We start from the raw sequence: 26,100 nt of genomic DNA on the forward strand, positions 1-26,100 counted from the left end.
CCGCACACTCCTGAACGTTTGGCCCGCCTGGGTCAAACGTTCAACACAAACTTCTCAATCGCGTAAGCTACGCCGTCTTCACGGTTAGAGCGGGTAACGAATTGGCTCACCGCTTTGACGCTATCAATCGCATTGCCCATCGCCACGCCCAGCCCGGCAAACTCGATCATCGCCAAATCGTTTTCCTGATCCCCCAGTGCCATCACTTCATCGCGTTCCAGGCCGAGGTGCTGCGCCAGCATTTTTACCCCTTCGCCTTTATTCACGCGCTTATCCAGAATCTCCAGATAGAACGGCGCACTTTTCATGATGGTATAACGGGCGAAATCCTGCGGCGGAATACGGGCGATAGCGGCATCCAGCACCTCGGGTTCATCGATCATCATCACCTTTGGAAAACGCAGGTTGCGGTCCATTTCCTCTACTGCCCGGTATTTCAGTGGCATGCTGGTCAGGTGAGACTCATGCACGGTGTAGGCGCTAATGTCTTTGTTGGCGGTATACACATTATTGAAATCAAGCGCGTGGAAATGCACGCCCAGCTCGCGCGACAACGCCTCAAAATAGAGGTAATCCTCAAAGCTCAACGTCGTTTGTGCCACGCACTCACCCGTCAATGTGCTCTGCACTAACGCGCCATTGTTGGTGATGCAGTAATGTCCGTCCTGCTGCAACGCCAGTTGTTGCAAATAGCGCTCGATACCAATGAACGGGCGTCCGGTCGCCAGCGCCACATACACACCCTTTTCACGGGCAGCCGTAATCGCTTGTTTTACCGCAGGCGAAATATGGTTTTCCGGCGTTAGCAACGTGCCGTCCATATCAATCGCAATCAGTTTTATCGCCATGAATAATCCCCAATAATCAACCTCATTGCCCGCATGCTAACGCGATCTTGCCGGGCGAAGCCAGAAAAACAGCCGCAAATCATGGTGCGAAAATTAAAGGAGCGCTCGGGTACGCCGATACTATAAATGTGATGTAGTTCACAATACGGACATCGTTCAGACTGCACACATTCACCTGCTGTTGATTTTTCTTTCATCCATTTGAATGGCTTCACACAGGGGAGTTCTTATCATGTCCATTGAACTGGTTTCCCATCCATCCTCTACTCAGACGCCGCTATCTTCACGCCTTGCCGTCGGCAAGGGAAAGTTATCTACCCGAGCGCTGGTACTGATGGCCACGGTATTCATCATCATCTGCGGTTTTATCCTGACTATCGGTTTCCTGCTGTGGCAATCCGGCCAGCAGCAAAAGACCACCGCCCAGCAACTACTGGAACAGACGGCGTATACCAGCGCCTACTCGGTACAAAACCGGCTGGATGTCGCCCTGTTTGCCGCCCGGGATTTAGTGCAGAGTGTCATTAGCCTGCGGGAAGCCGGTGCGCCGGACCGTGCGGTTGCTGAGCGGTTGCTGGAAAATGCGCTCAAAAGCCACCCAGATTTACTGTCAATGTCGCTGGCATGGGAACCGAACGCGTTTGACGGTAAAGACCAGCAATACGCCAGTCAGCCAGAACAAGACCCGAAAGGCCGGTTTGTTCGCTATGTGGACCGCGATAACGCTGGTCACGTGGCGTTGCACAACCTGACCGATTACGAAACCCCCGGCAGCGGTGATTACTACCTGTTACCGCGAAAGCTGCAAAAGGAAGTGATCCTGGAGCCTTACAGCTACCCCTATAACGGGGTGGATGTTCTGCTCACGTCTATTGCGGTGCCTATCATCATTGACGGTAAGTTTTACGGTTCGGTCACCGCTGACTTCTCGCTGGACACGCTGCAAAAAATGGTCAACGACATTAAGCCGTTTGGCGGTGCCGGTTATGCCATGATGTTTTCATCAAGCGGCAGCTACATCGCCCACCCGGACGCCAGCCGTATTACCAAAAAGCTCGATGATGACCCGAAACTGCTGGAAAGCATCCAGTCCGGTACGCCGCTTACCTCAATTCGTATGAGTTCCTTTACTCACCAGGAAATGATGAGCGCCTATCTGCCGATTACTATCGGCAATACCGGCACGCCGTGGACGTTGGGCGTCACAGTACCCGAGCAGGTGGTCATGGCGGAATCCGTACGGTTACGCTACATCGGCGCGGTCATGACGCTATTGAGTATTCTGGTCGTCTCCGGGGTGATTAGCGTTATCTTCACCCGCAAGGTGTTGCGCCCGATAGGCGGTGAGCCGACGGAAGCTGCTCGAATTGCCCTGGCGGTGGCGCAAGGTGACCTGACCTTCCACATTCCGGTGCAGCCCAAAGACACCAGCAGCATCTTCTATGCGATGTCGGAAATGCAGCAGCAGTTACGCAATATTGTGGAGCAACTGATGTCCACCAGCGAATCGGTCAGCCACGGTGCCGCGGAAATTTCAGCCGGTAACGTCGACCTGGCTTCCCGCACCGAACAGCAGGCCGCGGCGCTGGAAGAAACCGCCGCCAGCATGGAGCAAATCACCGCCACCGTGAAGCAAAACGCCGATAACGCCCACAGCGCTACCCGGCTGACACAAAACGCGGCGCACATTGCCCAGCGCGGTGATGAGATTGTCGGTCAGGTGGTGAGCGTGATGGGTAGCATTGACAACAGTTCAAAGAAAATCAGCGAAATCACCACCATCATCAGCAGCATTGCCTTTCAGACTAATATTCTGGCGCTCAATGCGGCGGTGGAAGCCGCCCGCGCTGGCGAACAGGGGCGTGGTTTCGCGGTAGTGGCAGGTGAGGTACGCAGTCTGGCCCAACGCAGCGCGGATGCCGTCAAGGATATCACTGCGCTGATCGGTGAATCTGCCGAACGGGTCGGTCATGGGGTCAGTATGGTGGAGAATGCCGGGAAAACCATGCGAGACATGCTGGCCGCCGTCACCTCGGTCAACGATATTATGAGCGAGATTGTCGCCGCCTCGGATGAACAATCACGCGGCATCAGTCAGGTCACGCAGGCGGTGCATGAAATGGACGGCGTCACCCAACAGAACGCTGCACTGGTACAGCAGGCAACGGCGGCAGCGGCTTCTCTGGAGGATCAGGCCCGGCAACTGGCGCAACTGGTGCAGGTGTTCCGTATCCATTAGGCTCAGGATAACGCTTACACAATAGCCATTCCTCAATAACAAACCTCCATAACAAATAAGGGCATAGTCATCGCTATGCCCTTATCGTCGGTTTGCTCTATCGTCGTCTATCTGTATGCATCAGCACCGTTTTGGCGGCTTACACCTCTTCATCACGCAGCGGCACAATCAGCATGTCGATATGTACCGTGTTGATCAACTGACGCGCGGACGACATCAATTTGCTCCAGAAATCCTGATGATGACCACACAACACCAGATCAACATCGTATTTGCGAATCGCGTCGACCAGCACCTGACCCAGATCACCGCTGCCGCTCAGGGTTTCCGAAATAGGATAACCGGCACCGTCCGCCAGGTCCTTCAGGGCATTCTGGGTTTCTTCGGAAATGCGTTGCTGCATATCGCCCAGATTGACATCAATAAGCCCGGTGTAGAGATCGGAATAGTTCACGTCAACATGGATCAAAGAGACTTTGGCATCATACGGCCGCGCCATGGAGACCGCTTTTTCCACTAACACCTTACTTTCCGGTGACAAGTCAACCGCAATAAGGATGTGTTTGTAAGCCATGATTAAGCTCCTTCCTAATGACTAACTGATGGGTCAGCAGATATTTCTCCTGCCAGTCTGATAACCTATGGCAGTCATGAGCATAACACCCCCTCAATTTCGGGTTATGTTCAACGGATCACAACGCCACACATTTTGTAACGGTTCTGCGACGGCGGATAACCACTTACCCTGAAGTGACCACCCATTTGCGCCGATAACTCTTTATACCCGTCATACTTCACGCTCTACCCGTCATGTTTCACGTTGCAGGTGTAGTGGTTCCTGTAACACGAATCACTGAGGTATGCAGGGGGAAGCCTCTCGCCCGTGCGTAAAGTGTAGCTGAAAAGAACAGGGTCTATGGCAAAGAAAACAGCGCCAGATCAAAAGAAGTCATGATGTTTTTAGCTATCAGGAACCTTGCGCAAGGTATGGAAAAAAAGCGTCAGGCTCTTCTACAATGAAATTGGAGGGGGACTTTTCAGGTTCTTTTCCAGACAGGGATATCGAGGTGAAGAAGAATACCTGGGCAACTCGCCATGGTCTGGCAGCCCCATAACATCGCGTGAATAACGTGTGGCATAAATACCCACAGATGTGACGTCAGCAGGACCCGACGCCTACCCGCATCTGGAGGGTCATAATCCGGGAGGGAAGCATGATGATTAGTACATTTGCGCTTTTCTGGGCTTTATGTGTCGTCTGTGTCATCAATATGGCGCGATATTATTCTTCGTTGCGAGTGCTGCTGCTGATTCTGAGAGACTGCGATCCGCTACTGTACCAGTATGTGGACGGAGGCGGTTTTTTCACCTCTCACGGGCAGCCCAGCAAGCAGTTACGGCTGGTTCGCTATATCTACGCACAACGTTATCTTGACCATCACGATCCGGAATTTATCCGTCGCTGCGCACGGGTACGCGGTCAGTTCTTGCTGACCTCTGCCTTGTGCGGGCTGGTGGTAGTGAGCCTCATCGGCCTTATCATGTGGCACTGAGGTTAACTACAGCAGCGGCGACAACGGACGCCTCAACCGGTCGTGTACCCCTATCAACCCTTAAATAACGCAACACTGAAAGCAGAAAGGCGACCGGGTGGCCGCCTTTCTTATTTGGTGATAACGATGTTCTGACGATAACGATGCTATACCGTGGTGGCATATCGCCACCCGTCAGATAACCTTCAGAGCCAGCCAGTACAGAACCCCAGACAGCACCATCGACACCGGCAGGGTAAACACCCAGGCCAGCATAATGTTTTTCACCGTTTTCCCCTGCACACCGCCGCCATCGACAATCATGGTTCCCGCCACCGCGGACGAGAGCACGTGTGTGGTAGAAACCGGCATGCCGGTATAACTGGCGATACCGATGGACACTGCCGCCGTTACCTGCGCCGAGACGCCCTGCGCATAGGTCATGCCTTTTTTACCGATCTTCTCACCGATAGTAACTGCCACGCGCTTCCACCCCACCATGGTACCGAGTGACAACGCCAGCGCTACTGCGACAATAATCCATAGCGGAGCGTACTCAACAGTATGGAGCAGGTCGCCACGCAGATTGTTGAGCAGACGTTTGTCGTCAGCCGAGGTTTCCGGCAGTTTGACGACACGATCCAAAGTGTCGGAAATACACATCAGCAGGCGACGAGCACGGGCGCGATCGTCTGCGGCCAGATCATCATAACTCTTCACGTTATTCAGCAGCGTCAGTGCGCGGTCGACGGCGATCGACGCACGCGAGGTATCGCAGTGAAAATCCGGCTTGTTGCCGGTAGAAGGGATCACATTTTCCGGTGCCGGGATGACCGGCTGAGATAAATCAATCACATGAGCCAATGTCGCCTGATGAGACTGATAGTAGGTTTGCAGATTCGCCACCGCGTCGCGGGTACGGCTAATGTCATAACCAGAGGCACTCATATTCAGCACAAACCCGGCAGGTGCCACGCCAATCAGCACCAACATGATAAGACCAATGCCTTTCTGACCGTCGTTAGCGCCGTGAGAGAAACTCACCCCTACCGCAGACAGAATCAGCGCAGTACGGGTCCAGAACGGTGGCTTACGTTTGCCATCTTGTTTTTCACGCTCAACCGGCGTCAGGTGAATGCGCTGGCGCTTCTTATTGCCGCTCCAGTAACGACGCAGCAGATACACCATTAACCCGGCGATGATCATGCCGACCACCGGTGATACCAGCAGCGACAGGAAAATACTGACCATTTTGGGGATATTGAGCGCATCCACCACCGAGGTGTGGCTCACTAGCGCGTTGGTTAAACCAATACCGATGATGGCACCGATCAGGGTGTGAGAACTGGAAGCCGGTAAACCAAAGTACCAGGTCCCGAGGTTCCAAATGATCGCCGCCAGCAGCATGGAAAACACCATCGCCAGCCCGTGAGCGGAACTGACGTTTAGCAGCAAATCGGTTGGCAGCAGGTGGACGATGGCATACGCCACACTCAGTCCCCCCAGCAATACCCCGAGGAAATTGAAAACACCGGCCATGACAACCGCCAGTTGGGCACGCATCGCACGGGTATAGATAACTGTGGCTACCGCGTTGGCGGTATCGTGAAAGCCGTTGATGGCTTCATAGAACAGAACAAACAGCAGGGCGAGAACCAGCATCAGACCGGTGTGGAAATCAAGCCCGGCAAATAAATGTAACATAAGTGTTAGGCCATGTAGTGGTCATGAACGCGGCGCATTATCGGTGACAAGCTGAAACGGGAAAAGCAAAATATGACATTATTTTGACTTAAATTACGCCACTTCTGCCGGTGAATTTGATTTAGTTAATTAAAATCAATGCATTATTGATTTCACCCCTCCACATACTCTGTTACGGGTAAAGACACCACCCCGCTGTCGCGACATGGTGTCAGGTGCCTGCAGGCAGATGACCGACGAAGGGACATCACCTATAATCGGCCCCCCGGATATCACCGGCGCAAGAGCGGGAGAGTAATGTGGAACAGTTTGACGTCATCATCCTTGGCGCGGGAGCAGCCGGGCTATTCTGCGCGGCACAGGCAGGCCAGAAAGGTCTGCGGGTGCTGCTGGTGGACAATGGCAAAAAACCCGGCCGCAAAATTCTGATGTCCGGCGGTGGGCGCTGCAACTTTACCAATCTGTACGCCGAACCGGCGGCTTACCTGTCGCACAACCCGCACTTCTGTAAATCTGCCCTCGCCCGCTATACCCAGTGGGATTTCATCAGCCTGATTAACCGCTACGGCATCGCGTATCACGAAAAAACGCTCGGCCAGTTGTTCTGCGACGATTCCGCGCAGCACATTGTCGATATGCTAATGAAAGAGTGCGATGCCGGTAACGTGACGCTGCGCCTGCGCAGCGAGGTGCTATCGGCAGAAAAAAACGCGCTGTTCCAGGTGAAGCTCAATACCGGTGTGGTACAAGCGCGCGCGCTGGTTATCGCCACCGGCGGGCTGTCGATGCCCGGTCTGGGGGCCACACCATTCGGTTATCAACTGGCGGCACAATTTGGCCTCAACGTGTTGCCGACTCGCGCCGCACTGGTGCCGTTTACCCTGCACAAACCATTATTGGAGCAATTACAAACGCTCTCCGGCGTATCGGTACCGGCGGTGGTCAGCGCCGCAAACGGCACCACCTTCCGCGAGAATATCCTGTTTACCCACCGTGGCTTGTCCGGCCCGGCCATTCTGCAACTGTCCAGCTACTGGCAGCCGGGAGAACTCGTTACCATCAATCTGTTGCCCACGCTTGATCTGGCGGAATGCCTGAACGCTGAGCGTCAGGCACACCCGAACCAAAGCCTGAAAAATACGTTGTCGCAATGGCTGCCGAAACGACTGGTGGAATGCCTGCAAGCATTGGGGCAGCTACCGGATGTCACCTTAAAGCAGCTCAACAAGTCGCAACAGGCCGAGGTAGAAGCCACGTTACAGCAGTGGCGGGTACAGCCTAACGGCACTGAAGGTTATCGCACGGCGGAAGTCACGCTCGGCGGGGTTGATACCCGCGAACTGTCGTCAAAAACGATGGAAGCCAGCAAATGCCCGGGGTTGTATTTTATCGGCGAGGTGGTGGACGTCACCGGCTGGCTTGGCGGTTATAACTTCCAGTGGGCCTGGAGTTCGGCGTGGGCTTGCGCGCAGGCGCTGGAGTAAACACCAGACAGCGCATTAAATCAGCACCACTAAAATCACCACAACAACTCCCCAAAACAACAAAGCCGCCCGAAGGCGGCCATTGCGTACGTGATACTGGTGTTAGCGAATATCGGCGTTATTTTTTATATCGATGGGATTAGTTGTACAGTTCGGCCACACCGCGCAGTTGGCTATCGCTGCCAGTCGCGGAGATGATGCGGAACGATTTGGCACCGGCGGCACTCGCTTTTTCAGCCAGGTTAGCCTGCAGGCTGTCCAGGGTATTAGCGCTGGCACTGACGGTACCGACGGACTGGCTGGCAGCGTGCTGCACTTCTGTCGCGGCGAAGGTGCCGAAAGAAACGGTAGCCAGGGTGATAACTGCAACAATATTTTTGATAGCGTTCATGGTCTATATCCTTCACGTTGAATTCGGTTAACTTTCTTGTTGAAAGCATCTTCGCTTTCGATGGAAGTGATAATAGACCTGTTATCGCAGCGTTAAAACCGGGTTTATTTGCAGATATCATTCAAAATTTATGAACTAAAAACACCCCCTGGTACTGTCTGCCACCTGCCTGTTTTTAGCGCAGATGGCAGAGCGGCCGGTTATTGCAGTTCAACCCACAGTGGGTGGTGATCGGAACCCTGATTCTCCGTATCGACCCAGCAACGACGCACCGTCAACCCCAGTGAAGGCGTCAGCAGGCAATGATCGATCCGGCCGCCAACATTCGGGTGGGTAGAACCGCTACTCTCCAACTGGCCTGCCGCAACCCAGGCATCCATCAGCCCGCGATGGCGAACCAACCGGCCGTGATGCGGCGACACCGGCCCCACCAAATGGCGATATTCGTCGCTGTCCGGCAGGCAGTTCAAATCACCCATCAGGATCATCTCCTGTGGCATCACCGGCATGCGGCCTTCGGTCCAGCCAGCCGTCGGGTCAGGGTGACCACCGCACCAGGCCCCCCCTTCCTCCGGGGCGCGGGCAAAAATCCCTAACATCGCGTCTACTTGCGGTAATCGGGTCTCGGCGCACAGATGACTGAGATGGGTGTTATAAACGCGAATCGCCCCGCCATCGGTGTCGACCACCGTTTCCAGCACACCTTGCTGAATCGAATGCTGGGTGAGCGTGCCGAATTTCGGCAGTGGGAAGTTGCGGCTGGAAAGGATCGGTCGGCGCGACAACGTCAGGGTACCAAACTGGCGGCGGCGGTTGAGAACCCGGCCGTCCGCGGCCACCGTACTCGCGTCCATATCCAGATTAGCGCCATACACCCAGTGATACTCGCCCAGCAACGCAGCCAGCTCCGCCGGTTGGTCCGTCATACCGGAGCGCTGCCAGAAGCGTTCCACTTCCTGCATACAGATGATATCCGCACCGCGCACTTCGTCGGCAATGCGAGCCAGATCGTAACGGCCATCGCGGCCAAGACCGTATTGAATGTTGTAGCTGACAATGAGCATGAGGCAACCTGTTGGTAAGAGAGGAAGATTAACCTGCCGTGCGGCAGGCGGGAAAGTCATCGGCAGGCAGCACCACGCCGACATCACAAAGCCGATTGCCGTCGGCACCAAACAGCAGCAGCGTATCTGCCGACAGCGATACCCCGACGCGCATTCCCACGTCATACTGCGCTATCGAACCGGCTACCAACGCCTGCAAGGGACCAAGCGGCGTGCGCAGGCGGTAGAGGATTTCCCGCCCCATCGGCTCAACGTGTTCGATATCCCCGGCCAACAGACCGGGTACTGCTGCCGTCAGCGTGACGTCTTCCGGCCGGATGCCGAGCATCAAAGCCCCCTGACAGGCCGATGACAGCCCCCAGCCAACCTCACCCACCGTCAACTGATGTCCACTGGCGTACCCCGGCAGCAGACAAATCGGCGGCGAGCCGATAAAGCCGGCGACAAAGGTATTGGCCGGCTGGCGATAGAGCTGTTGTGGGGTGCCGATTTGCTCCACCCGCCCCTGATTCATACAGATAATGCGGCTGGCGAGTGTCATCGCCTCCAGTTGGTCATGGGTGACCATCAATGTGGTGGCGCGCGAGCGAGCGTGAATCGCTTTCAACTCGGTACGCATCGTCATACGCAAGGTGGCATCAAGGTTGGATAGCGGTTCATCCAGTAATAGCAGCGACGGCCGTTTTACCAACGCCCGTGCCAGCGCCACCCGCTGTTGCTGACCACCGGACAGTGCTGACGGTTTGCGATCCAGCAGTTCCGATACCTGCACCAGCGCGGCCGCTTCCCGCACCCGCTGGTCACGCCCGGCACGCTCGTCGGGTTTAAAACGCAGCGGGAACGCAATGTTGTCGTACACATTCAGATGGGGGTAGAGCGCGTAAGACTGGAACACCACGCCAACGTTACGATCGCGCGCATCGACGCCATTCACCCGTTGACCGTCGAACAGAATCTGCCCCTGTGTCGGCGCATACAGCCCGGCCAGCAAGAATAAGGTGGTGGATTTACCACACCCCGACGGCCCGAGGATCGCCACAAACTCGCCGTCAGCCAGCGTCAGATTAACCGGGTGCAACACCGGCGTATCGCCCCAGGCTTTGGTTACACCATCAAGCACAATCTCTGCCATCATTCAGCCTTTAATTCCGCCGACGCTCATCTGCGTCAGGTATTGTTGGGTTAACAGGTACAACGCCAGTACCGGCAGGATATAGACGACGCCAACGGCAGCAATCAGCCCGGAATCTGCGCCCATACTGTCTTGCGATGCCCAGAACAGGTACAGGCTCATGGTCATCCTGCTGCTGTCTATCAGCAGGGTGCGCACAAAAATGTACTCCTCCCAGCCGCGCAAAAAGGCAAAGGTGGCGATAGCGATGATGCCGCCGGTCACCTGTGGCAACACCACCAGCCGGAATGCCTGAAAACGACTGGCACCGTCGGTAATGGCGCTCATTTCGATATCCCACGACACGCCGTCGAAAAAATTCTTCATCACGAAAATAGCGAACGGCAGCTCAAGGGCGCACATCACCAGCATCACCCCCCACAGGCTGTTGAGCAGCCCCATCCAGTAAAGCTGAATAAAAATCGCCACCGTCAGCGCCATCACCGGAAAAGCGTGCAGCAATAACAAGGCCTTCAGCACCCCTTCGCGCTGTCGAAAGCCAAGCCGGGATAAGGCATAGGCGGCGGGTACCGCCAGTAAAGTCACCAACACCGTATGGCCGGTCGCAAACAGCAGCGAATTGCCCAACGCCGTCCAGACTGACGGCAACGTACCACTCTGTACGCCGGTGGCCTGCACATCCGGGTTCCATAAAAAACGATAGTTGTGGAATGTCAGTTCGGGGGCAACCCACAAGCCGCACACCAGTAATGCCGCCAGACCAACCAGCCAGCGCAGACGGCGGGCATGCTGTTCGGTACGCGCCCGCCAGGCGATCGCCAGCAGCAAGGCGTATGCCAGCGCGGCAATCGTCAGTAATCGCCACAGCACCTGATACTCGCTACCCCCATCCCGATGGGTAAACGAGATAGCCAACAACCACAGATACGGCGTCACAATCGGTATCGATACCAGCGTCAGAAACAGCACCACGCTCGCCAGAAACCCCACCCGATTCCAGCGCGAACGCGCCGCCTGACGCGCCCAGTCAACCGCGTTCATCGTCGTCATCGCATCACCTCAATACGTGGCGGAGAAAACTGCGCACGCATGTTCATCATCCGCCACTGCAACAGCGTCAGCAGCCCGCCGAAGACCATCAACCCCAGCGCCAGCATGGCGCCATAGCCATAAGCGCCGGACTCGAACGCCCGCCGGTAGATATAAAGTGCATAGGTAGTGGTGTCGTACACCGGGCCACCGCCGGTAATCAATAGGATGTACTCGTAGGTCACCATCAGCGACAGCGCCTGATACAGCGCAATAAAGCACACCGGGCTTTTTAACGCTGGCAGCACCACATGACGAATCACCGACCACTCGCCAGCACCATCAACACGTGCGGCATGCCACAGGTGAGCCGGAATAGCGCGAATGGTGGAAGCGAGGATCACCATGGCAAAAGACGCCCCCACCAGACCGTTCGCCACCACAATCAACACCATCGGGTGGTCATTACGCAGGTTGAGCGGCGGCAACCCGAACACCCCCACCACCACCTGATTAATCAGGCTGTGGGGCGACGGGTCTGCCGCCCAGATCCACAACAGCGCGTACAACACCGAGGGGGAAATACGCGGCAAAAACCAGATACCGCGAAACAAGGCCCCCAGCGCAGGCGGTACCGCCGTGGTGGCAATCGCCAGCACAATCCCCAGCCCCAGGTTGAACAACAGCAGCGTACTGACCACATACACCAGCGTGGTCAGCAAGATAGCGGGCAGGCGCTTGTCCGACACCAGCAACCGCATCAGGTTGTCGGTACCAAAGGCGCTTATCTGCACGTTGCTGCCCATATCACTAAACGCAATCACCACATTGAGCAGCATCGGCGCGACAAAAAACACCGCCAGCACCGAGATAGCCGGGGCCAGCCAGCGCGCCGGATGTACCCCAGCCGTGCGGTTCGACAACGTTACAGACATACGCCACCTCGTTCATCAACGCGGATAACACCCGCGCCCACGACACCTGCCATCAATGCAGGCTATCGACGATTTCCACATCCTTGCCCAACTGGGTTTCCAGTTCGTCGGCAATAAAGTCCACCGCCTGCGCTGGCGTCATCCGTTTGGTTTCCACCGCCTGCAAGCCTTTAAACAGCACACGGTTATAGTCGCCAAAACGGGCATGATTCGGCACAAAGGTAATGTTTTTCATCATCTTGCCGGCTTCACTCAGCGCCCAGTTATCGGTGTACTGCGGCATGGCGGCCTGAGCGTGGCTGATAGCGGTGTGATAGGAGCTGATGTCGTGGCGATTGTTGTAGTAAGGCAGGCTGGCGATAGCCACCAACTGTGCCGCCAGATCCTTATACTGGCTCTTGTTGCTGACCACGTAAGCGATAGGGTGCGACAGGTTGGCGGGTTTACCCCCTTTTACCAACGCCGGGGCGGCTATCCAGCCAATCTTGTGGGTGTATCCCGCTTTATCGGCAGGCCACGCCGGGCCAAAGCTATCGTTCACCTGCCAGGCCATCGCCCAAATCCCCTGATGGAACAGGAAGGCTTTTTCCTGCTTGAACGCCGTCTGGATAGCGTCCCAGCTCATGGCGGTGTTATCAGTCGGCGTGACACCTGCTGCGACATTGCGGGCATACCAGCTGAGGGCTGCCTGGGTTTCTTTTTTCGCAAATAACAGTTTGCCAGTCTTCTCATCCATAAATCTGGCACCGCACGCGGCAAACACCATCAGGTAGTCGATACCGACATTCGGGCGGTGCAACATGCCGATTAGCGCTACCTGACGGTCGACCACCTCTTTGGCCAGCGCCGTCAGGTCATCCAGCGTGAATTCACCGCTGTCGACACGGGCGGGCAGGCTATCGATAAACGTTTCGTCTTTGCCAATCTTGCGCAGCATGTCCTTGTTATAGAAAAACATGCGGATTTCCGCATCCTGCGGTATGCCGTACACCTTGCCCTGATACTTCATCGCTTCCCACAATACCGGCAGAATATCGGCGTACACCCACGGGTTCGCTTTGATTTGCGCCTCCATCGGCATGGCATAACCATTGCGGGCGAACTCGCCAATCCACTCGTGCGGCAGCAGCACGATGTCCGGCCCCTGATTCACACCGAAGGCTTTCAGCGTATCCAGCGCCAGATCGTCCCAGCCTTGTACCGCGCTGGCATGGGTATCGATAACGATTTTGCGATCCACACCCGCATCGGCGAATTGCTGGTTGAGCACCGCCGCCGCCTCTTCGATATTGACGGTGCGCATCGGCGCGTTTCTGTCATTCAGGGTCCAGAGCTTGAGTTTGATAACATCCGCTAGCGCCGTGTGGGCCATTAGCCCGCTCACCAGTAACGCTGTCAGGGATAACGAGACAAGTTTACGCACGGGTACCATCCTGTTATTGGGGTTGACGAATTAATTAAGTAGCTTAATTATATTGCAGACGTATGAAGGAAACCGGACAGAACCGGGACAACGGATACCCATGGAAAAGCGAGAACTCACCACCACCCACCGCAAGCTGCTGGGGTTGCTGCGCCGCTCTGGCAGCCTGTCACGCAGCGCCCTGGCCGCCGCCAGCGGCCTGACGACCGCCGCCGTCAGTATGATGACCAGAGACATGCTCAACCTTGGCCTGCTGGAAGAAAGCGACCGGGCGCAAGGGCGGCGCGGCCCGCCGCAAATCAACCTGCGACCGGCGGCTCAGGCGGGCTATGTGTTGGGGGTGTACGCGGAATACGACCTGATTTGCCTGATCCTGATGGATTACGCCGGGCAAGCCGTGGCACACACTACCCTGCGTGGTGATTTTCGGATGGTGGCGTCAGTCGCGGATACGCTGGCCAATGCGATTAATACCCAGCTTGATGTGCTACCACAGGCACGCGAACGGCTGCTGGCTGTCAGCCTGGCGCTGCCCGCCCGCTTTGACGGCGGTGCCATGCCGGTGTGGATTGCCCCCGGTCTGGCGGCCTGGCGCGGGGTCGATATCGCCCGACAATTGAGTGAACGGTTGGGCTGCCCGGTGTTGGTGGAAAACGACGCCAACTGTGCTGCCATCGGCGAACTGCATTTTGGCTCCGCTGCTCCTGATGACAGTTTTTTTTACCTGTATATCGGTAAAGGGATTGGCGGCGCTCTGATCTTCAACGGTGAGCTCCACCGCGGCCGACTGGGTAACGCCGGTGAGATTGGTGCGCTGCGCACCCGCGCGCAATCACGCCCGTCGTTTGACGATCTACAGGATTACCTGTTAGCGGCAGGCGAACCGCTGCCCGCCATAACTGCGGACGTCAACTGGCTGGCACTGGCAGCCTCACCCGCTGGAATGCGCTGGGTTCAACGCGCGGCGGGCGAGCTGTACCAGCTACTCTATGCCGTTACCGCGCTGCTCGACCCACCCAGCCTTTATCTGGGCGGGACCTTGCCCACCCCGTTCATGGCGGGTTTGCAAGCCGCCGTCATGGCGCAGGCACCTGCGCCGGACGATGACGCACCGCTCATGCTGCCGCCGGTGCGTCTCTCCACGTTACCCACACAAAATAGCGCCGCTTTCGGTGCTGCTGCACTGGCATTGAGCCAGTACTGAAAACAACAAAGCCGCCCGAAGGCGGCCATTGTTGCGCATGATAACGATAAACCGGCTATCAGTTATAGAGTTCAGCCACACCGCGCAGTTGGTTATCACTGCCAGTCGCGGAGATGATGCGGAACGATTTGGCACCCGCGGCACCCGCTTTTTCAGACAGGTTAGCCTGCAGGCCGTCCAGTGTATTGGCGCTGGCGCTGACGGTACCGATGGACTGGCTGGCAGCGTGCTGCACTTCTGTCGCGGCAAAGGTGCCGAAAGAAACGGTAGCCAGGGTGATAACTGCAACAATATTTTTGATAGCGTTCATGGTCTATATCCTTCACGTTGAATTCGGTTAACTTTCTCGTTGAAAGCGTCTTCGCTTTCGATGGAAGTGATAATAGACCTGTTATCGCAGCGTTAAAATCGGGTTTATTTGCGCATAACTGTCAATTTTTTTGAATCTAATTCGGCGTTATCTGATCGCCATATCTTCCGCCAGACTTACTGCGGCGGGCACACCCACCGCACATCGACACACGGACTGCGCTATCCGCTATCGGACAATGACACACCGCTCACATTACCCACACAAAACAGCGCCGCTTTCGGCGCTGCGGCGCTGGCACTTACCCAGTGCTGAAAACAACAAAGCCGCCCGAAGGCGGCCATTGTTGCGCATGATAACGATAAATCGGTTATCAGTTATAGAGTTCAGCGACACCGCGCAGTTGGCTGTCATTGCCAGTCGCAGAGATGATGCGGAACGATTTGGCACCCGCGGCACTCGCTTTTTCAGACAGGTTAGCCTGCAGGCCGTCCAGTGTATTGGCGCTGGCGCTGACGGTACCGATGGACTGGCTGGCAGAGTGCTGCACTTCTGTCGCGGCAAAGGTGCCGAAAGAAACGGTAGCCAGGGTGATAACTGCAACAATATTTTTGATAGCGTTCATGGTCTATATCCTTCACGTTGAATTCGGTTAACTTTCTCGTTGAAAGCGTCTTCACTTTCGATGGAAGTGATAATAGGCCTGTTATCGCAGCGTTAAAATCGGGTTTATTTGCGCATAACTGTCAATTTTTTTGAATCTAATTCGGCGTTATCTGATCGCCATATCTTCCGCCAGACTTACTGCGGCGGGCATACCCACCGCATGTCGACACACGGACTGCGCTTGCCGTTATCCGCTATCGGATGTGACGGCACACAGCCGCCGCTCATCGTCTCCGACGTGTTTGTCGTCCCATTGGCCGGGTGCGCCAGTAGAGACTCCATCACAATTCGACGAATCTCAGCCCGCTGCGCCTCGGTGAATGCATGGCTGCCATCAGCCGGATAAGGTGCGATAGCCAGCCCGTATAATGGCAGCAGCATGAGTATTCCACCTGCCACCAGTCTGTTGACGTTCATGGTGACGTCCTCTGTGTTGGGAGACACGCTATGGCAGGCTCACTCCCCCCTGAAATGAACCTGCCGCACAGCGCATCTGAGCTGTATCAAAGCCCATGATTTCGCCCCCGATACGACGTTCAGCCCGCCTTTGGTTGACGCCGCCCCGCCCGGGGACACGTCATCAGATTACGAGCCAGACGGTAAATTTGTCGTAAAAGCCGTTTGTGTGGGTATAAAAATTCCGTATAGAGAGCCAAAACACCTATCTATATGATTAAAAAGGAAAATCATAAAAACAGTATCTCAGCCGCCACGCTGGCGGGCAAAACCCCGTCAATACAGGCATGATAAATAACAGGACAGGAAAAACGATGCAGACAGGAGACCACGATGACAGGTGATGCCTTGCACGGTAAAACGTTGCAGCAATGGTTCCATGACTTTCCCCTACTCGCGCCGCTGGTGAGCCGCCAGCCGGTATGCTGGTTTAACCCGGCCGCCACATCCGTACATGAAGCCTTGCGTGATGTACCGCTCACCCACGCCGATGTGACCGATGCCAGTCAACGTTTACAGCGATTCGCCCCCTTTCTGCAACACGCCTTTCCGGAACTGCAAGCCAGTGGTGGCATCATCGAGTCTGAGCTGGTGGCGGTGCCGACATTCGCGGCGGCGATTGCCCAACAGGCTGGTTTGGATACACCACCAGCGGTATTGCTGAAATTGGACAGTCACTTACCGGTCGCAGGGTCCGTTAAAGCCCGCGGCGGTATTTACGAGGTGCTGTTCCATGCGGAACAACTGGCGTTGCGCCACGGTTTGTTGCGCGAAAGCGATGACTATCGCCGCTTACTGGACGACGACTGCCAACGATGTTTCCACCGCCATAAAGTTGCTGTCGGCTCTACCGGCAATCTCGGTATGTCCATCGGTATCGCCAGTGCGCGGCTGGGTTTTGATACCACCGTGCATATGTCCGCCGACGCCCGGCAGTGGAAAAAAGACCGGCTGCGGGCACACGGTGTGCGAGTAGTGGAATACGACGGCGATTACGGTCAGGCGGTGGCGCAAGGTCGCCGGGAAGCCCAGTCCGACCCACTGTGCCACTTTATCGACGATGAAAACTCCACCTCGCTGTTTCTTGGCTACGCCGTAGCCGGTGAGCGACTAAAAGCACAGTTTGCCGCACAAGGCCGGGTGGTGGACATCGATCATCCGCTCTTCGTTTACCTGCCGTGCGGCGTCGGCGGTGCACCCGGCGGCATCAGCTTTGGGTTAAAACTGGCGTTTGGCGATCACGTACACTGTATTTTTGCCGAACCCACCGAATCACCCTGCATGCTCATGGGCGTTTACACCGGCCTGCACGATAAGCTGGCGGTGCAGGATTTCGGCATCAGTAACCGTACCGCCGCCGACGGGCTGGCAGTCGGTCGTCCTTCTGGTTTTGTCGGCAAGGCCATGCAACGACTCATCGATGGTTACTACACGCTGACGGATGACGAGATGCTGGCATTGCTGCATACCATGCACGACACGCAACAGATTCTGCTGGAGCCATCGGCACTGGCGGGCGCGCCGGGCTTTCTGCGTCTGTTGCAGGAAAATCAGGGCTACCGCCAGCGTGCCCCGCTCACACCACCGCGTTGTCAGCAAGGCACGCATGTTATCTGGGCCACCGGCGGCGGCATGGTGCCGGAAGACGAAATGGCGCACTACCTGCAAGCGGGTGCCGCCTGTCGCTAGTCGACAACGCCGTAAATAAGCACAAAGGACACACCGCTCATGCCTCTTATCGATTTTACACCGGCGGATTATCCACGGCTGATTCGCTGGATAGACAGTGCCGAGCTGAATCTGCTGTGGGGTGGCCCCAGCTACTCGTTTCCGCTTACCGCTACACAGATTGCCGATCATCTGGCGCATCCCCAGTTTGCGCCATACCTGTTCGAACATCAGGGCGATATGGTGGGGTTCGTCGAGCTCAATCAGGTGGAGCCGGGTCACAGCCGCCTGTGCCGGGTATTTATCGACCCGGCCTGCCGCGGCCGTGGGCTGGCACAAGAGATGTTGCGGGCAGCTATCCACCACGCCGCACAGCACTATCAGGCCCACACGGTGTCGCTATCGGTGTTTAGCCATAATCACAGTGCGCTGCGCTGTTATCAGTCACTCGGCTTTCACGCCACCGCCACCACCCCATTTGGCAATCAGGGACTGGCATTGACCACGATGCGCCTGACGCTGTGATGCCATGGTTTTCGATACATCTCGGCGTTTTCTCGGCGTTTTCTTTTTTTCTTTCAGCTCCGTGACCTACCCGAAAGTGGCAGCGATATTTTTCCTGCAATAATTTTGTTTACAGATTGAAAGAAAATCCTTGTTTATTAGATAGAAAAATAGGTTTCCCACTGCCGCCGTCATGTCACTCTGGTGGCGACTAAAAGACAGGTACCTGAGGACTCATTATGGTATTCACACGCAAGATCATCGCCGGGCTGCTGCTCTCGGCACTTCCCTGGATAGGGGCACAGGCAGACACCCCGTCGTCAGGCTGGACGCTGGAAAAAGTGGTGGAAGTCAGTCGCCACGGTGTCCGCCCGCCGACGAAAGGCAATGTTAAAACCATTCAGGAAGGCACCGATCGCCAGTGGCCGACCTGGTTGACGCAGTACGGCGAGCTGACCGGTCACGGCTACGCGGCAGCGGTGTTAAAAGGGCACTACGAGGGGCAGTACCTGCGCCAGCATGGGTTACTGAGTCAGGCTTGTCCGGCTCCCGGCGATGTGTTCGTCTGGGCCAGTCCGCTACAACGCACGCGGGAAACCGCAATGGCGCTGATGGATGGCGTGTTCCCCGGTTGTGGTGTGGCGATTCAAGGCCCTGAGGATGAAGACAACGACCCGCTGTTTCATGCCGAGACGGCAGGTGTGACGCTCGATCAGCAGCAGGTGAAAGCCGACCTGCAAAACGCGATGCAGGACAAAAGCGCCGCGCAAATTCAGGCGCAATGGCAACCCGCTATCGATCGTCTGAAACAGGCAGTCTGCCTGCCGGATAAACCCTGCCCGGCGTTCAGCACGCCCTGGGAAGTGAAAGAGAGTAAAAAAGGGAATATTTCACTGCACGGCCCTGAGGTGCTGGCCAACATCGCGGAGACTATCCGGCTGTCCTACAGCAACAATAATCCGCTCAGCGAGGTGGCCTTCGGTCATGCTAAAACCGCCGCAGAGGTGGCTGCGCTGATGCCACTTCTGACCGCCAATTACGATTTCACCAACGATCTGCCCTACGTGGCACGCCGCGGTGCGTCGGTACTGATGAACCAGATAGCGCTGGCACTCAACACCGAGCATCAGGCTGATGCCCCACCAGATGCCAAATGGCTGCTGTATGTGGCGCATGACACCAACATCGCCAAACTGCGTACGATGCTGGGCTTTACCTGGCAGATGGGCGACTATCCGCGCGGCAATATCCCGCCCGCAGGTAGCCTTATCTTCGAACGCTGGCGCAATCAGCAGTCTGGTCAGCGTGTTGTGCGTATCTATTTCCAGGCACAATCGCTGGATCAGATTCGTGGGCTCGCGGCGCTGGATGACAGCCACCCGCCGTTACGCAGCGAGTTCTCGATGCCTGACTGTCAGAAAACCGATATCGGTACCCTGTGCCCGTATGACGCGGTGATGAAGCGCCTTAACGACGCGGTGGACCGTACCGCGCTGCTGCCAGTGCACTATACGCCGTAATAGTCCGCCACACGTCAAGTTGCCGTACCGGTATCGAGTTGTCATACTGATAAATGTCGTACTGTATGGCCGTCACGGGCGGGACCCGCCCGTGATTAACGACGGCTGGCGGCGACCAGCGCCAGCAACGCCACCCCGCCAGCAAATACCGTCACCGGTAACCACCCGCCGGCCTGCCAGGCTGCCATCGCCCCGCTGGACCCCAACGCCCCACCAAGGAACATACCGCCCATAAACAAGGTATTGATACGACCGCGCGCCGCAGGCTGAAGCCCATAAATCACATGTTGATGAGCAATCAACGCGCTCTGTACCCCAAGGTCCAGCAGCACCACACCGACAATCAAGCCCGCCACCGTTCCCCATAAAGCGATAACGCCCCATGCCAGCAACGTCAGCAACGCCCCCAGCAGAATCACCGGCCGACTGCCGATACGGTCCGCCAGCCGTCCTGCCACGGGTGCCGCCGTAATCCCCGCCACACCGATGACGCCAAACAGACCTGCCGCCGCCGCACCGAGCGGATGGCTGCCGCTGGCAAGATAGAGCGCCAGAATACTCCAGAACGCACTAAACGATGCGAACAGCGCGCCCTGAATCCAGGTCGCACGGCGCAACATCGGCTCCGCGCGCCACAGCGTCAGCAGCGAACGCATCAACGAACGCCAGGACAACACGGATGATGACGACAACACGGGTAACATGCGCCACATCAGCACCGCACCGGCCAACGCCAGCGGCACGCTCAGCCAGAACATGGCGCGCCAGCCAGCGGCATCCGCCACTAACCCGGCCAGCGTCCGGCTGAGCAAAATACCGCTCAATAATCCGCTCATCACCGTACCGACCACAGCCCCACGCTGGCCTTCGCCCGCTATCGTCGCGGCAACCGGCACAATCTGCTGAGCGACCGTCGCACCCACACCAATCAATACCGACGCGGCCAGCAACACCGGTGCCGATGGTGCCAACGCCGCCAGCACCGAGGCCAATGCCAGCAGGAGAAATTGCCAGACGATCAGCCGCCGACGCTCAAATTTATCCCCCAGTGGTACCAGCATCAGCAATCCCAACGCGTAACCCAGCTGAGTGGCGGTGGGGATCATGGATGTCGCACTGCTAGCAGGAAAACTGGCGGTGATAAGGCCAAGCATCGGTTGGTTGTAATAAATATTGGCGACTGCTGCGCCACTGGCGGTGGCCATCGCAAAAATCAGCGGCTTACCCGTTCTTACGGTGTCATCGCTGTACGATAATGTGCTCATGGTTATCTCCGTGGTTGCCTGTCTGACGGTCATGTTCCCTTCTGGCCGCAAGCACCATCACGCGGTACGACAGAAGGGACAGGCTCAGGATAGGGAAAGCGACTTCACCGCAGAAGATAGCTATCTGCCATAATAGTTATTCCAGAATGGAATGGATGAAGGAAGACTCAGGCAGGCGTGGATAAATGGCGGGCCACAAACCCGGTAAATGCCTGAGCACGGGCTGAGGTTAACCGGCCGCCGGGGTAAACCGCCCACACATCCCTCACACCGATATGCCAGTCGGTCAGCGCAGTGACCACCGTACCGTTCGCCAGCTCTGGCGCAAACATCCACGCCGAGGCCACCGTCAGCCCATTGCCCGCCAGCACCGCTTCCCGCACGCCTTCCGCCGCCGTGGTACGGATACGCCCGGACAGCATCACCCGGTGTTGTCGGTCACCCTTCTGGAAGCAAACACTACCCGGCGCTTCAGCTTGCAGGTAGATAACCGCATCATGGTGTTCCAGCGCGTCGGGCGACGTTGGTGTACCGTGAGCCGCGAAATACGCCGGTGTAGCCAGCAACCGCATCGGTGCCGATCCTATCTTTCGGGCGGTCAATCCGGAGTCTTTCAGGTCACCAACTCGCAACGCTACGTCAATACCTTCGGCTATCAAATCCACCGGACGATCATCCAGAATGATGTCGGCCTTCAGGTTGGGATGTTGCGACAAAAACGTATGCAGATGAGGCAGGACATGCAAGCGTGCAAAAGTCACCGGTGCCGACACCCGCAAATAGCCGCTCAGTTCACCGTTACCGCCGCGCACCGCATCCTGCGCCTCCTGCAATTGCCGCAGTGCCGGAGCGACCTGACGATAAAACTGCTGTCCGGCTTCCGTGGGTGTCAGGCCACGGGTGGAGCGCAGCAACAATTTGACGGCCAGTTGCTGCTCAAGCTGCATAATAGCTTTGGAGATGGCCGGTTGACCAATGCCCAGACGGCTCGCCGCCGCAGAAAAAGACCCGCACTCGTACACACAGACAAAGGTTTCCAGCGTTACCAGACGATCCATTTTCTCCTCCGGTCATTCACTACCCCAGCACTACTCCGCCACTTCCTGATTCGCTGTTCCGTCGGCATAGCGTGCCGTCATCGTCGGCAAGACGTTAGCCGCCAGAAACAGCAATCCCAGTAACACCAGAATCGCGATAAGCCCATCACGGCCGTACCACTGCATCAGCGAACCGCTCACCAACGGCCCGCTAAAACTGCCAACGCCCCACAACACACCGAACAGCGCGTTGATCGCCACCAAATCGACGCCGCTGAACAACTTACCGGCCCGTACCAGCGACAAGGTATAAATACTGCCCGCTACCGCACCCAGCACAAAAACATTCGCCCACACCCAGCCAGTGCCGTAGCTAAATGGCAAACCCGCCAGCATCAGCACGAACATCCCACCACAGGCCAGGTGTACCCGTACCGTACCCAGCTTGTCGGATATCCAGCCCAGTGGCACCTGCAATAAGGCATCGCCGATAAACAGCACGGTGACCAGCAGCACCGCCAGCGACTCCTCGTAACCGTGCGCCATGCCGTACAGTGGCAACATCGACAGGACTGCGCCGTCAAAAAAAGCGAAGGCAAACACCGCCATCGCCAGCGCAGGCGCAGCCAGTAACAAAGAAAACAGGTTATGTTGCCGATGCGCGCTCAGCGCCAGCCGGGAAAATGACGCACCGGGCACCATCAACAGACACAGGCCATGCAGTGCCAGAATCAGCAACAACCCGGTAGGATCATTCAGGCCGGTGAAGGAAATCAGCAACGGTCCCAACAGTTGCAGGCCGGTAAACGCGGTGGCGTACAACCCGACCAGCACCCCACGGCGATGCTCGGCGGTATGGCCACTGACCCAGGATTCACCAATGACGATAATCAGGCCGCAGCAAAACCCCATCATAAAACGGGGAACCGCCAGCAGCGCGACATTATCGAGATAAAACGACAACGTCAGGCTTATCCCCATTCCCCATGTCGACAACGCCAGCAACAGGCCAACCGGCAGGCGCATCGCTACCGGGGCAGCCACCCACGAAGAGACAAACACGCCTATCGCCGGTAGTGCGGACATCATGCCGGTCAGTGCAGAACCGTATCCCAGCGCCGTGAGTTTCAACGTCACCAGCGGGATGGAATACCCCTGAACCAGCCCCACCAACGAGGCGCTGGTCATCACCACCAGAATCGCCAGTTGATGCGCGCGGCGCGATGTCGACATGCTTTTTCTCCGTTGTGTCATTGCTGTCATTGCGTATCGGGCGCTCAGTATAGCGGATGTCAGCCTGCTCTTTGGGATATCTGCATCGCCTGCAGATTTTGACGTCAAATCCGGGAGTAAAACGATTTTTTAATCGTCTTAAGTCTCTCTTAATGCTCCCCCGCTAGCATGACACCATCGCATCCTTAGCGGCCGCTCTTACGATTGTCAACGCGCCATTCAGGAGTAAGACATGAGCTTTTACCAACAACTACAATCCGCCACCTCAGCCTCGCAGCAACTCATGATGTCCGCGCCGGTTATCCACGCCTGCCGCCAGGGGACTATTACCGGGGAAATGTACGTTGCTTTTCTGACGCAGATTTATCACCACGTCAGCTATACCGTGCCACTGTTAATGGCCGCGAGCGGGCGTGTTCCCCAGCATCAGGAATGGGCGCGTCAGGCACTAACGGCGTACCTCGACGCCGAGTATGGCTACAAGGCGTCGCTTCGCCGCAAAATTCGTGCCTGTGGTATTGAAATGGATACCTGGCGTCAGCGTGCGGTCGCTGAGTGGATCGAGTTGATGGCCGCTTACTTTTACGATCAGATCCAGCGCGGCAACCCCATGAGCATCTTCGGCCTGATGCACGTACTGGAAGGTCTCAATCTCAACATTACGACCAGCACCACAGGTCAATCGCCATCACGAGCTCCGACGAATCAGACGCCGCTTCCTTGCTTCGCCACACTGATGGATAACATTAACGACTCAGCCGATCAGGCCGCCATCATCCACGCCGCTCACGTGGTTTATCGGCTGTACGGCGATATGCTGCGCAGCCTCACGGAGCACTAAGCTATGAAACTCGACAATAAACGCATTCTATTGACTGGTGCCAGCAGCAACCTGGGTCAGGAACTGGCGATGGCACTGGCCGCCAAAGGCGCCAGGTTATACCTGGTAGGCCGTAACGAACAGGCGTTGCTGGCGTTACAGCGCAGGCTACCTGATGCCGACCATCACAATATTTTGCTGGCCGACCTCTGTAACGAACAGGATCTCGATGCGCTGGCAGAGTGTTTTCCGGAAAACGCCAGGCTGGACGTGCTGATTAACAACACCGACACCTCGACGTTTAGCTCGTTTCACGATCAAAGCCACGACACGATTCGCCAGCAGCTTATGCTAAATACCGAGGCGCCAATCCTGCTCACCCATGCATTGCTCGGCTGTATCAACACGCCCGGCATTATCATGAATATTGGCTCCACGCTGGATGGGATCGGCTACCCTGGATACAGCGTCTATTGCGCCAGCAAATTCGCTTTACGTGGATTTAGTGAGGCACTGCACCGCGAACTGTCATCAAAAGGCGTTAAAGTATTGCACCTTGCTCCCAGAGCCGTCGATGCCAAAGGCAATTCATCCACTGCCAGCAAGCTGATGCAGGAATTGGGCTATCGCAGCGACCGTCCTGGCTGGGTAGCGGATCGCGTGGTTAACGCGCTGGAGCGGGAAACGTTACGCCAATGGCTGGGGTGGCCAGAAAAAGTGTTTGTGGCGCTAAATGCACTATTGCCCACGGTGGTGGATAAAGCCATCCGGCGCCAGTTGGCCGTGATCCAGCGTTATATAACATCACAAAAGAAATAGGGAAATCGTACATGACTCTGCGTTCGATGGTGCTACTGTTCGGTGGATTACTGACAACCGGCATGACCTATGCCGCCGATATGTCGATGGATATCCATCGGCAATGGTCAGTCTGCCAGTACAGAACGCCAGCGAGCATGAAAGAAGCCTGTTTCGCCACACTTAGCCGACAGGCGCAGGAGCTGGCGGAAAATTACCCCAACCGCGCGGATTACCTTATCTCGTCGGCAATGGTGGAGAGTAGCTGGGCGGGAGTCAAAGACGGTATGGAAGCGCTCAATCTGGCCGGGCAAGCCAAAAGCCTGCTGGAACAAGCGATTGTTATTGACCCACAGGCGCTCAATGGTGCGGCTTACACCATCCTCGGGGTACTTTACTATCAGGTGCCGGGCTGGCCGCTAGGGTTTGGTGACGATAAAAAAGCGGAGCGATACCTCAAAACCGCCTTGAAAATGAACCCCACCAGCATTGACGCTAACTTCTTTTACGGTGACTTCCTGCTGAAAGCCGGGCGCAAAAGCGAAGCCAGACAATACCTGAACACGGCGCTAACTACCGCGCCACGTCCGGGGCGTGAAATTGCCGACCAGGGCCGTCGCGCAGAAGCCGAAAAGGCGCTGGCGCAGTTAAGATAAACAACGGCGACTTCCTTCGAGCTCAACCTACACGGTGGTTTCGTGCCACATCGGCCATTGCCGAACCGACGGGCATTCTCCCGTGTCGTTTTTTTCACCTTTTATTGATACATCCAGATTAAAACAGCTAACATTTTCGTGAGGAAATGGGGTCGCTGGCCGTCTTAATGTAAATAAAGGCG

The 26,100-nt window shown here is 56.5% G+C and carries 26 protein-coding genes; 11 read left to right on the top strand and 15 right to left on the bottom strand.

The features are described 5' to 3' along the window. Positions 1 to 32 precede the first annotated feature (32 nt). Positions 33 to 848 carry a sugar-phosphatase gene (yidA, locus tag DZE2538_RS19350; protein ID WP_023641070.1) on the bottom strand — a complete coding sequence of 272 codons (816 nt, stop codon included), beginning with the start codon at positions 846 to 848 and terminating at the stop codon, positions 33 to 35. Positions 849 to 1,080: 232 nt separating this feature from the next. On the opposite strand from yidA, the gene DZE2538_RS19355 reads away from it, so the two are divergent. Further along, positions 1,081 to 3,087: a methyl-accepting chemotaxis protein gene (locus DZE2538_RS19355; RefSeq protein WP_038917024.1), complete on the top strand. Its 2,007-nt coding sequence runs from the start codon at positions 1,081 to 1,083 to the stop codon at positions 3,085 to 3,087. Between the two features lie 139 nt (positions 3,088 to 3,226). Here DZE2538_RS19355 and uspA read toward each other — a convergent pair whose 3' ends face one another. Further along, positions 3,227 to 3,661, bottom strand: coding sequence for a universal stress protein UspA (uspA, locus tag DZE2538_RS19360; protein ID WP_012886684.1), 435 nt, complete (start codon positions 3,659 to 3,661; stop codon positions 3,227 to 3,229). A 643-nt stretch (positions 3,662 to 4,304) separates the two neighbouring features. On the opposite strand from uspA, the gene uspB reads away from it, so the two are divergent. Further along, positions 4,305 to 4,640 carry a universal stress protein UspB gene (gene uspB / locus DZE2538_RS19365; RefSeq protein WP_023641072.1) on the top strand — a complete coding sequence of 112 codons (336 nt, stop codon included), beginning with the start codon at positions 4,305 to 4,307 and terminating at the stop codon, positions 4,638 to 4,640. 174 nt (positions 4,641 to 4,814) lie between these two features. On the opposite strand, the gene pitA is transcribed toward uspB, so the two are convergent. Continuing rightward, complete coding sequence (pitA, locus tag DZE2538_RS19370) at positions 4,815 to 6,323, bottom strand: inorganic phosphate transporter PitA (protein WP_019845319.1); 1,509 nt, start codon at positions 6,321 to 6,323, stop codon at positions 4,815 to 4,817. 299 nt (positions 6,324 to 6,622) lie between these two features. Between pitA and DZE2538_RS19375 the strand changes: the two genes are divergently transcribed. Further along, entirely contained in the window at positions 6,623 to 7,807 is a 1,185-nt protein-coding gene (locus tag DZE2538_RS19375) for a BaiN/RdsA family NAD(P)/FAD-dependent oxidoreductase (protein WP_038917025.1), read from the top strand. A 139-nt stretch (positions 7,808 to 7,946) separates the two neighbouring features. On the opposite strand, the gene DZE2538_RS19380 is transcribed toward DZE2538_RS19375, so the two are convergent. The 6 genes from DZE2538_RS19380 to DZE2538_RS19405 all read right to left on the bottom strand — a co-directional run bounded on the left by DZE2538_RS19380 (position 7,947) and on the right by DZE2538_RS19405 (position 13,781). After that, positions 7,947 to 8,198 carry a YdgH/BhsA/McbA family protein gene (locus DZE2538_RS19380; protein ID WP_038917026.1) on the bottom strand — a complete coding sequence of 84 codons (252 nt, stop codon included), beginning with the start codon at positions 8,196 to 8,198 and terminating at the stop codon, positions 7,947 to 7,949. 200 nt (positions 8,199 to 8,398) lie between these two features. Next, a complete protein-coding gene (locus tag DZE2538_RS19385; RefSeq protein WP_038917027.1) occupies positions 8,399 to 9,262 on the bottom strand; it encodes an endonuclease/exonuclease/phosphatase family protein in 864 nt (287 codons plus the stop codon). Between the two features lie 28 nt (positions 9,263 to 9,290). Then, entirely contained in the window at positions 9,291 to 10,394 is a 1,104-nt protein-coding gene (locus DZE2538_RS19390; protein WP_038917233.1) for an ABC transporter ATP-binding protein, read from the bottom strand. Positions 10,395 to 10,397: 3 nt separating this feature from the next. Next, positions 10,398 to 11,444, bottom strand: coding sequence for a carbohydrate ABC transporter permease (locus DZE2538_RS19395; protein WP_038917028.1), 1,047 nt, complete (start codon positions 11,442 to 11,444; stop codon positions 10,398 to 10,400). Then, positions 11,441 to 12,358 carry a carbohydrate ABC transporter permease gene (locus tag DZE2538_RS19400; protein WP_038906062.1) on the bottom strand — a complete coding sequence of 306 codons (918 nt, stop codon included), beginning with the start codon at positions 12,356 to 12,358 and terminating at the stop codon, positions 11,441 to 11,443. The genes DZE2538_RS19395 and DZE2538_RS19400 overlap by 4 nt, the downstream gene beginning before the upstream one ends. Before the next feature lie 52 nt (positions 12,359 to 12,410). Continuing rightward, complete coding sequence (locus DZE2538_RS19405; protein WP_038917029.1) at positions 12,411 to 13,781, bottom strand: ABC transporter substrate-binding protein; 1,371 nt, start codon at positions 13,779 to 13,781, stop codon at positions 12,411 to 12,413. A 100-nt stretch (positions 13,782 to 13,881) separates the two neighbouring features. On the opposite strand from DZE2538_RS19405, the gene DZE2538_RS19410 reads away from it, so the two are divergent. Then, positions 13,882 to 14,985, top strand: a complete 1,104-nt coding sequence (locus DZE2538_RS19410) for an ROK family transcriptional regulator (RefSeq protein ID WP_038917030.1) — start codon at positions 13,882 to 13,884, stop codon at positions 14,983 to 14,985. 58 nt (positions 14,986 to 15,043) lie between these two features. Here DZE2538_RS19410 and DZE2538_RS19415 read toward each other — a convergent pair whose 3' ends face one another. The 3 genes from DZE2538_RS19415 to DZE2538_RS19425 form a co-directional block, all read right to left on the bottom strand. After that, a complete protein-coding gene (locus DZE2538_RS19415) occupies positions 15,044 to 15,295 on the bottom strand; it encodes a YdgH/BhsA/McbA family protein (protein WP_038917031.1) in 252 nt (83 codons plus the stop codon). Positions 15,296 to 15,668: 373 nt separating this feature from the next. After that, positions 15,669 to 15,920, bottom strand: coding sequence for a YdgH/BhsA/McbA family protein (locus DZE2538_RS19420; protein WP_038917032.1), 252 nt, complete (start codon positions 15,918 to 15,920; stop codon positions 15,669 to 15,671). 176 nt (positions 15,921 to 16,096) lie between these two features. Further along, entirely contained in the window at positions 16,097 to 16,378 is a 282-nt protein-coding gene (locus tag DZE2538_RS19425; RefSeq protein WP_038917033.1) for a hypothetical protein, read from the bottom strand. Between the two features lie 372 nt (positions 16,379 to 16,750). On the opposite strand from DZE2538_RS19425, the gene DZE2538_RS19430 reads away from it, so the two are divergent. The 3 genes from DZE2538_RS19430 (at position 16,751) to DZE2538_RS19440 (ending at position 20,109) form a co-directional block, all read left to right on the top strand. Then, positions 16,751 to 18,106 carry a D-serine ammonia-lyase gene (locus DZE2538_RS19430; RefSeq protein ID WP_038917034.1) on the top strand — a complete coding sequence of 452 codons (1,356 nt, stop codon included), beginning with the start codon at positions 16,751 to 16,753 and terminating at the stop codon, positions 18,104 to 18,106. 39 nt (positions 18,107 to 18,145) lie between these two features. Continuing rightward, positions 18,146 to 18,610, top strand: a complete 465-nt coding sequence (locus DZE2538_RS19435; RefSeq protein WP_038917035.1) for a GNAT family N-acetyltransferase — start codon at positions 18,146 to 18,148, stop codon at positions 18,608 to 18,610. Between the two features lie 218 nt (positions 18,611 to 18,828). Next, positions 18,829 to 20,109, top strand: coding sequence for a histidine-type phosphatase (locus DZE2538_RS19440; protein WP_038917036.1), 1,281 nt, complete (start codon positions 18,829 to 18,831; stop codon positions 20,107 to 20,109). Positions 20,110 to 20,204: 95 nt separating this feature from the next. Here DZE2538_RS19440 and DZE2538_RS19445 read toward each other — a convergent pair whose 3' ends face one another. Then, positions 20,205 to 21,374, bottom strand: a complete 1,170-nt coding sequence (locus DZE2538_RS19445) for an MFS transporter (protein WP_038917037.1) — start codon at positions 21,372 to 21,374, stop codon at positions 20,205 to 20,207. On the opposite strand from DZE2538_RS19445, the gene DZE2538_RS21385 reads away from it, so the two are divergent. Continuing rightward, positions 21,373 to 21,507: a hypothetical protein gene (locus DZE2538_RS21385; protein ID WP_269077908.1), complete on the top strand. Its 135-nt coding sequence runs from the start codon at positions 21,373 to 21,375 to the stop codon at positions 21,505 to 21,507. The genes DZE2538_RS19445 and DZE2538_RS21385 overlap by 2 nt on opposite strands. A gap of 34 nt (positions 21,508 to 21,541) precedes the next feature. Here the strand turns inward: DZE2538_RS21385 and DZE2538_RS19450 are convergent, their stop codons facing one another. Further along, positions 21,542 to 22,432 (bottom strand): LysR family transcriptional regulator, encoded by an 891-nt coding sequence (locus DZE2538_RS19450; protein ID WP_038914897.1) that lies wholly within the window; start codon positions 22,430 to 22,432, stop codon positions 21,542 to 21,544. A 30-nt stretch (positions 22,433 to 22,462) separates the two neighbouring features. Beyond that, positions 22,463 to 23,644 (bottom strand): MFS transporter, encoded by a 1,182-nt coding sequence (locus tag DZE2538_RS19455; protein WP_038917038.1) that lies wholly within the window; start codon positions 23,642 to 23,644, stop codon positions 22,463 to 22,465. A 232-nt stretch (positions 23,645 to 23,876) separates the two neighbouring features. On the opposite strand from DZE2538_RS19455, the gene DZE2538_RS19460 reads away from it, so the two are divergent. Genes DZE2538_RS19460 through DZE2538_RS19470 form a run of 3 tightly spaced genes read left to right on the top strand, consistent with a single transcriptional unit; the run spans position 23,877 to position 25,918 of the window. Then, a complete protein-coding gene (locus DZE2538_RS19460; RefSeq protein WP_019846523.1) occupies positions 23,877 to 24,485 on the top strand; it encodes an iron-containing redox enzyme family protein in 609 nt (202 codons plus the stop codon). A gap of 3 nt (positions 24,486 to 24,488) precedes the next feature. After that, positions 24,489 to 25,283 (top strand): SDR family oxidoreductase, encoded by a 795-nt coding sequence (locus DZE2538_RS19465; protein WP_038917039.1) that lies wholly within the window; start codon positions 24,489 to 24,491, stop codon positions 25,281 to 25,283. Positions 25,284 to 25,294: 11 nt separating this feature from the next. Continuing rightward, positions 25,295 to 25,918 (top strand): tetratricopeptide repeat protein, encoded by a 624-nt coding sequence (locus DZE2538_RS19470; protein WP_038917040.1) that lies wholly within the window; start codon positions 25,295 to 25,297, stop codon positions 25,916 to 25,918. Positions 25,919 to 26,100: the final 182 nt, after the last annotated feature.

Source organism: Dickeya zeae NCPPB 2538, from assembly GCF_000406165.1.
In the GTDB taxonomy this organism is placed as follows: Bacteria; Pseudomonadota; Gammaproteobacteria; order Enterobacterales; family Enterobacteriaceae; genus Dickeya; species Dickeya zeae.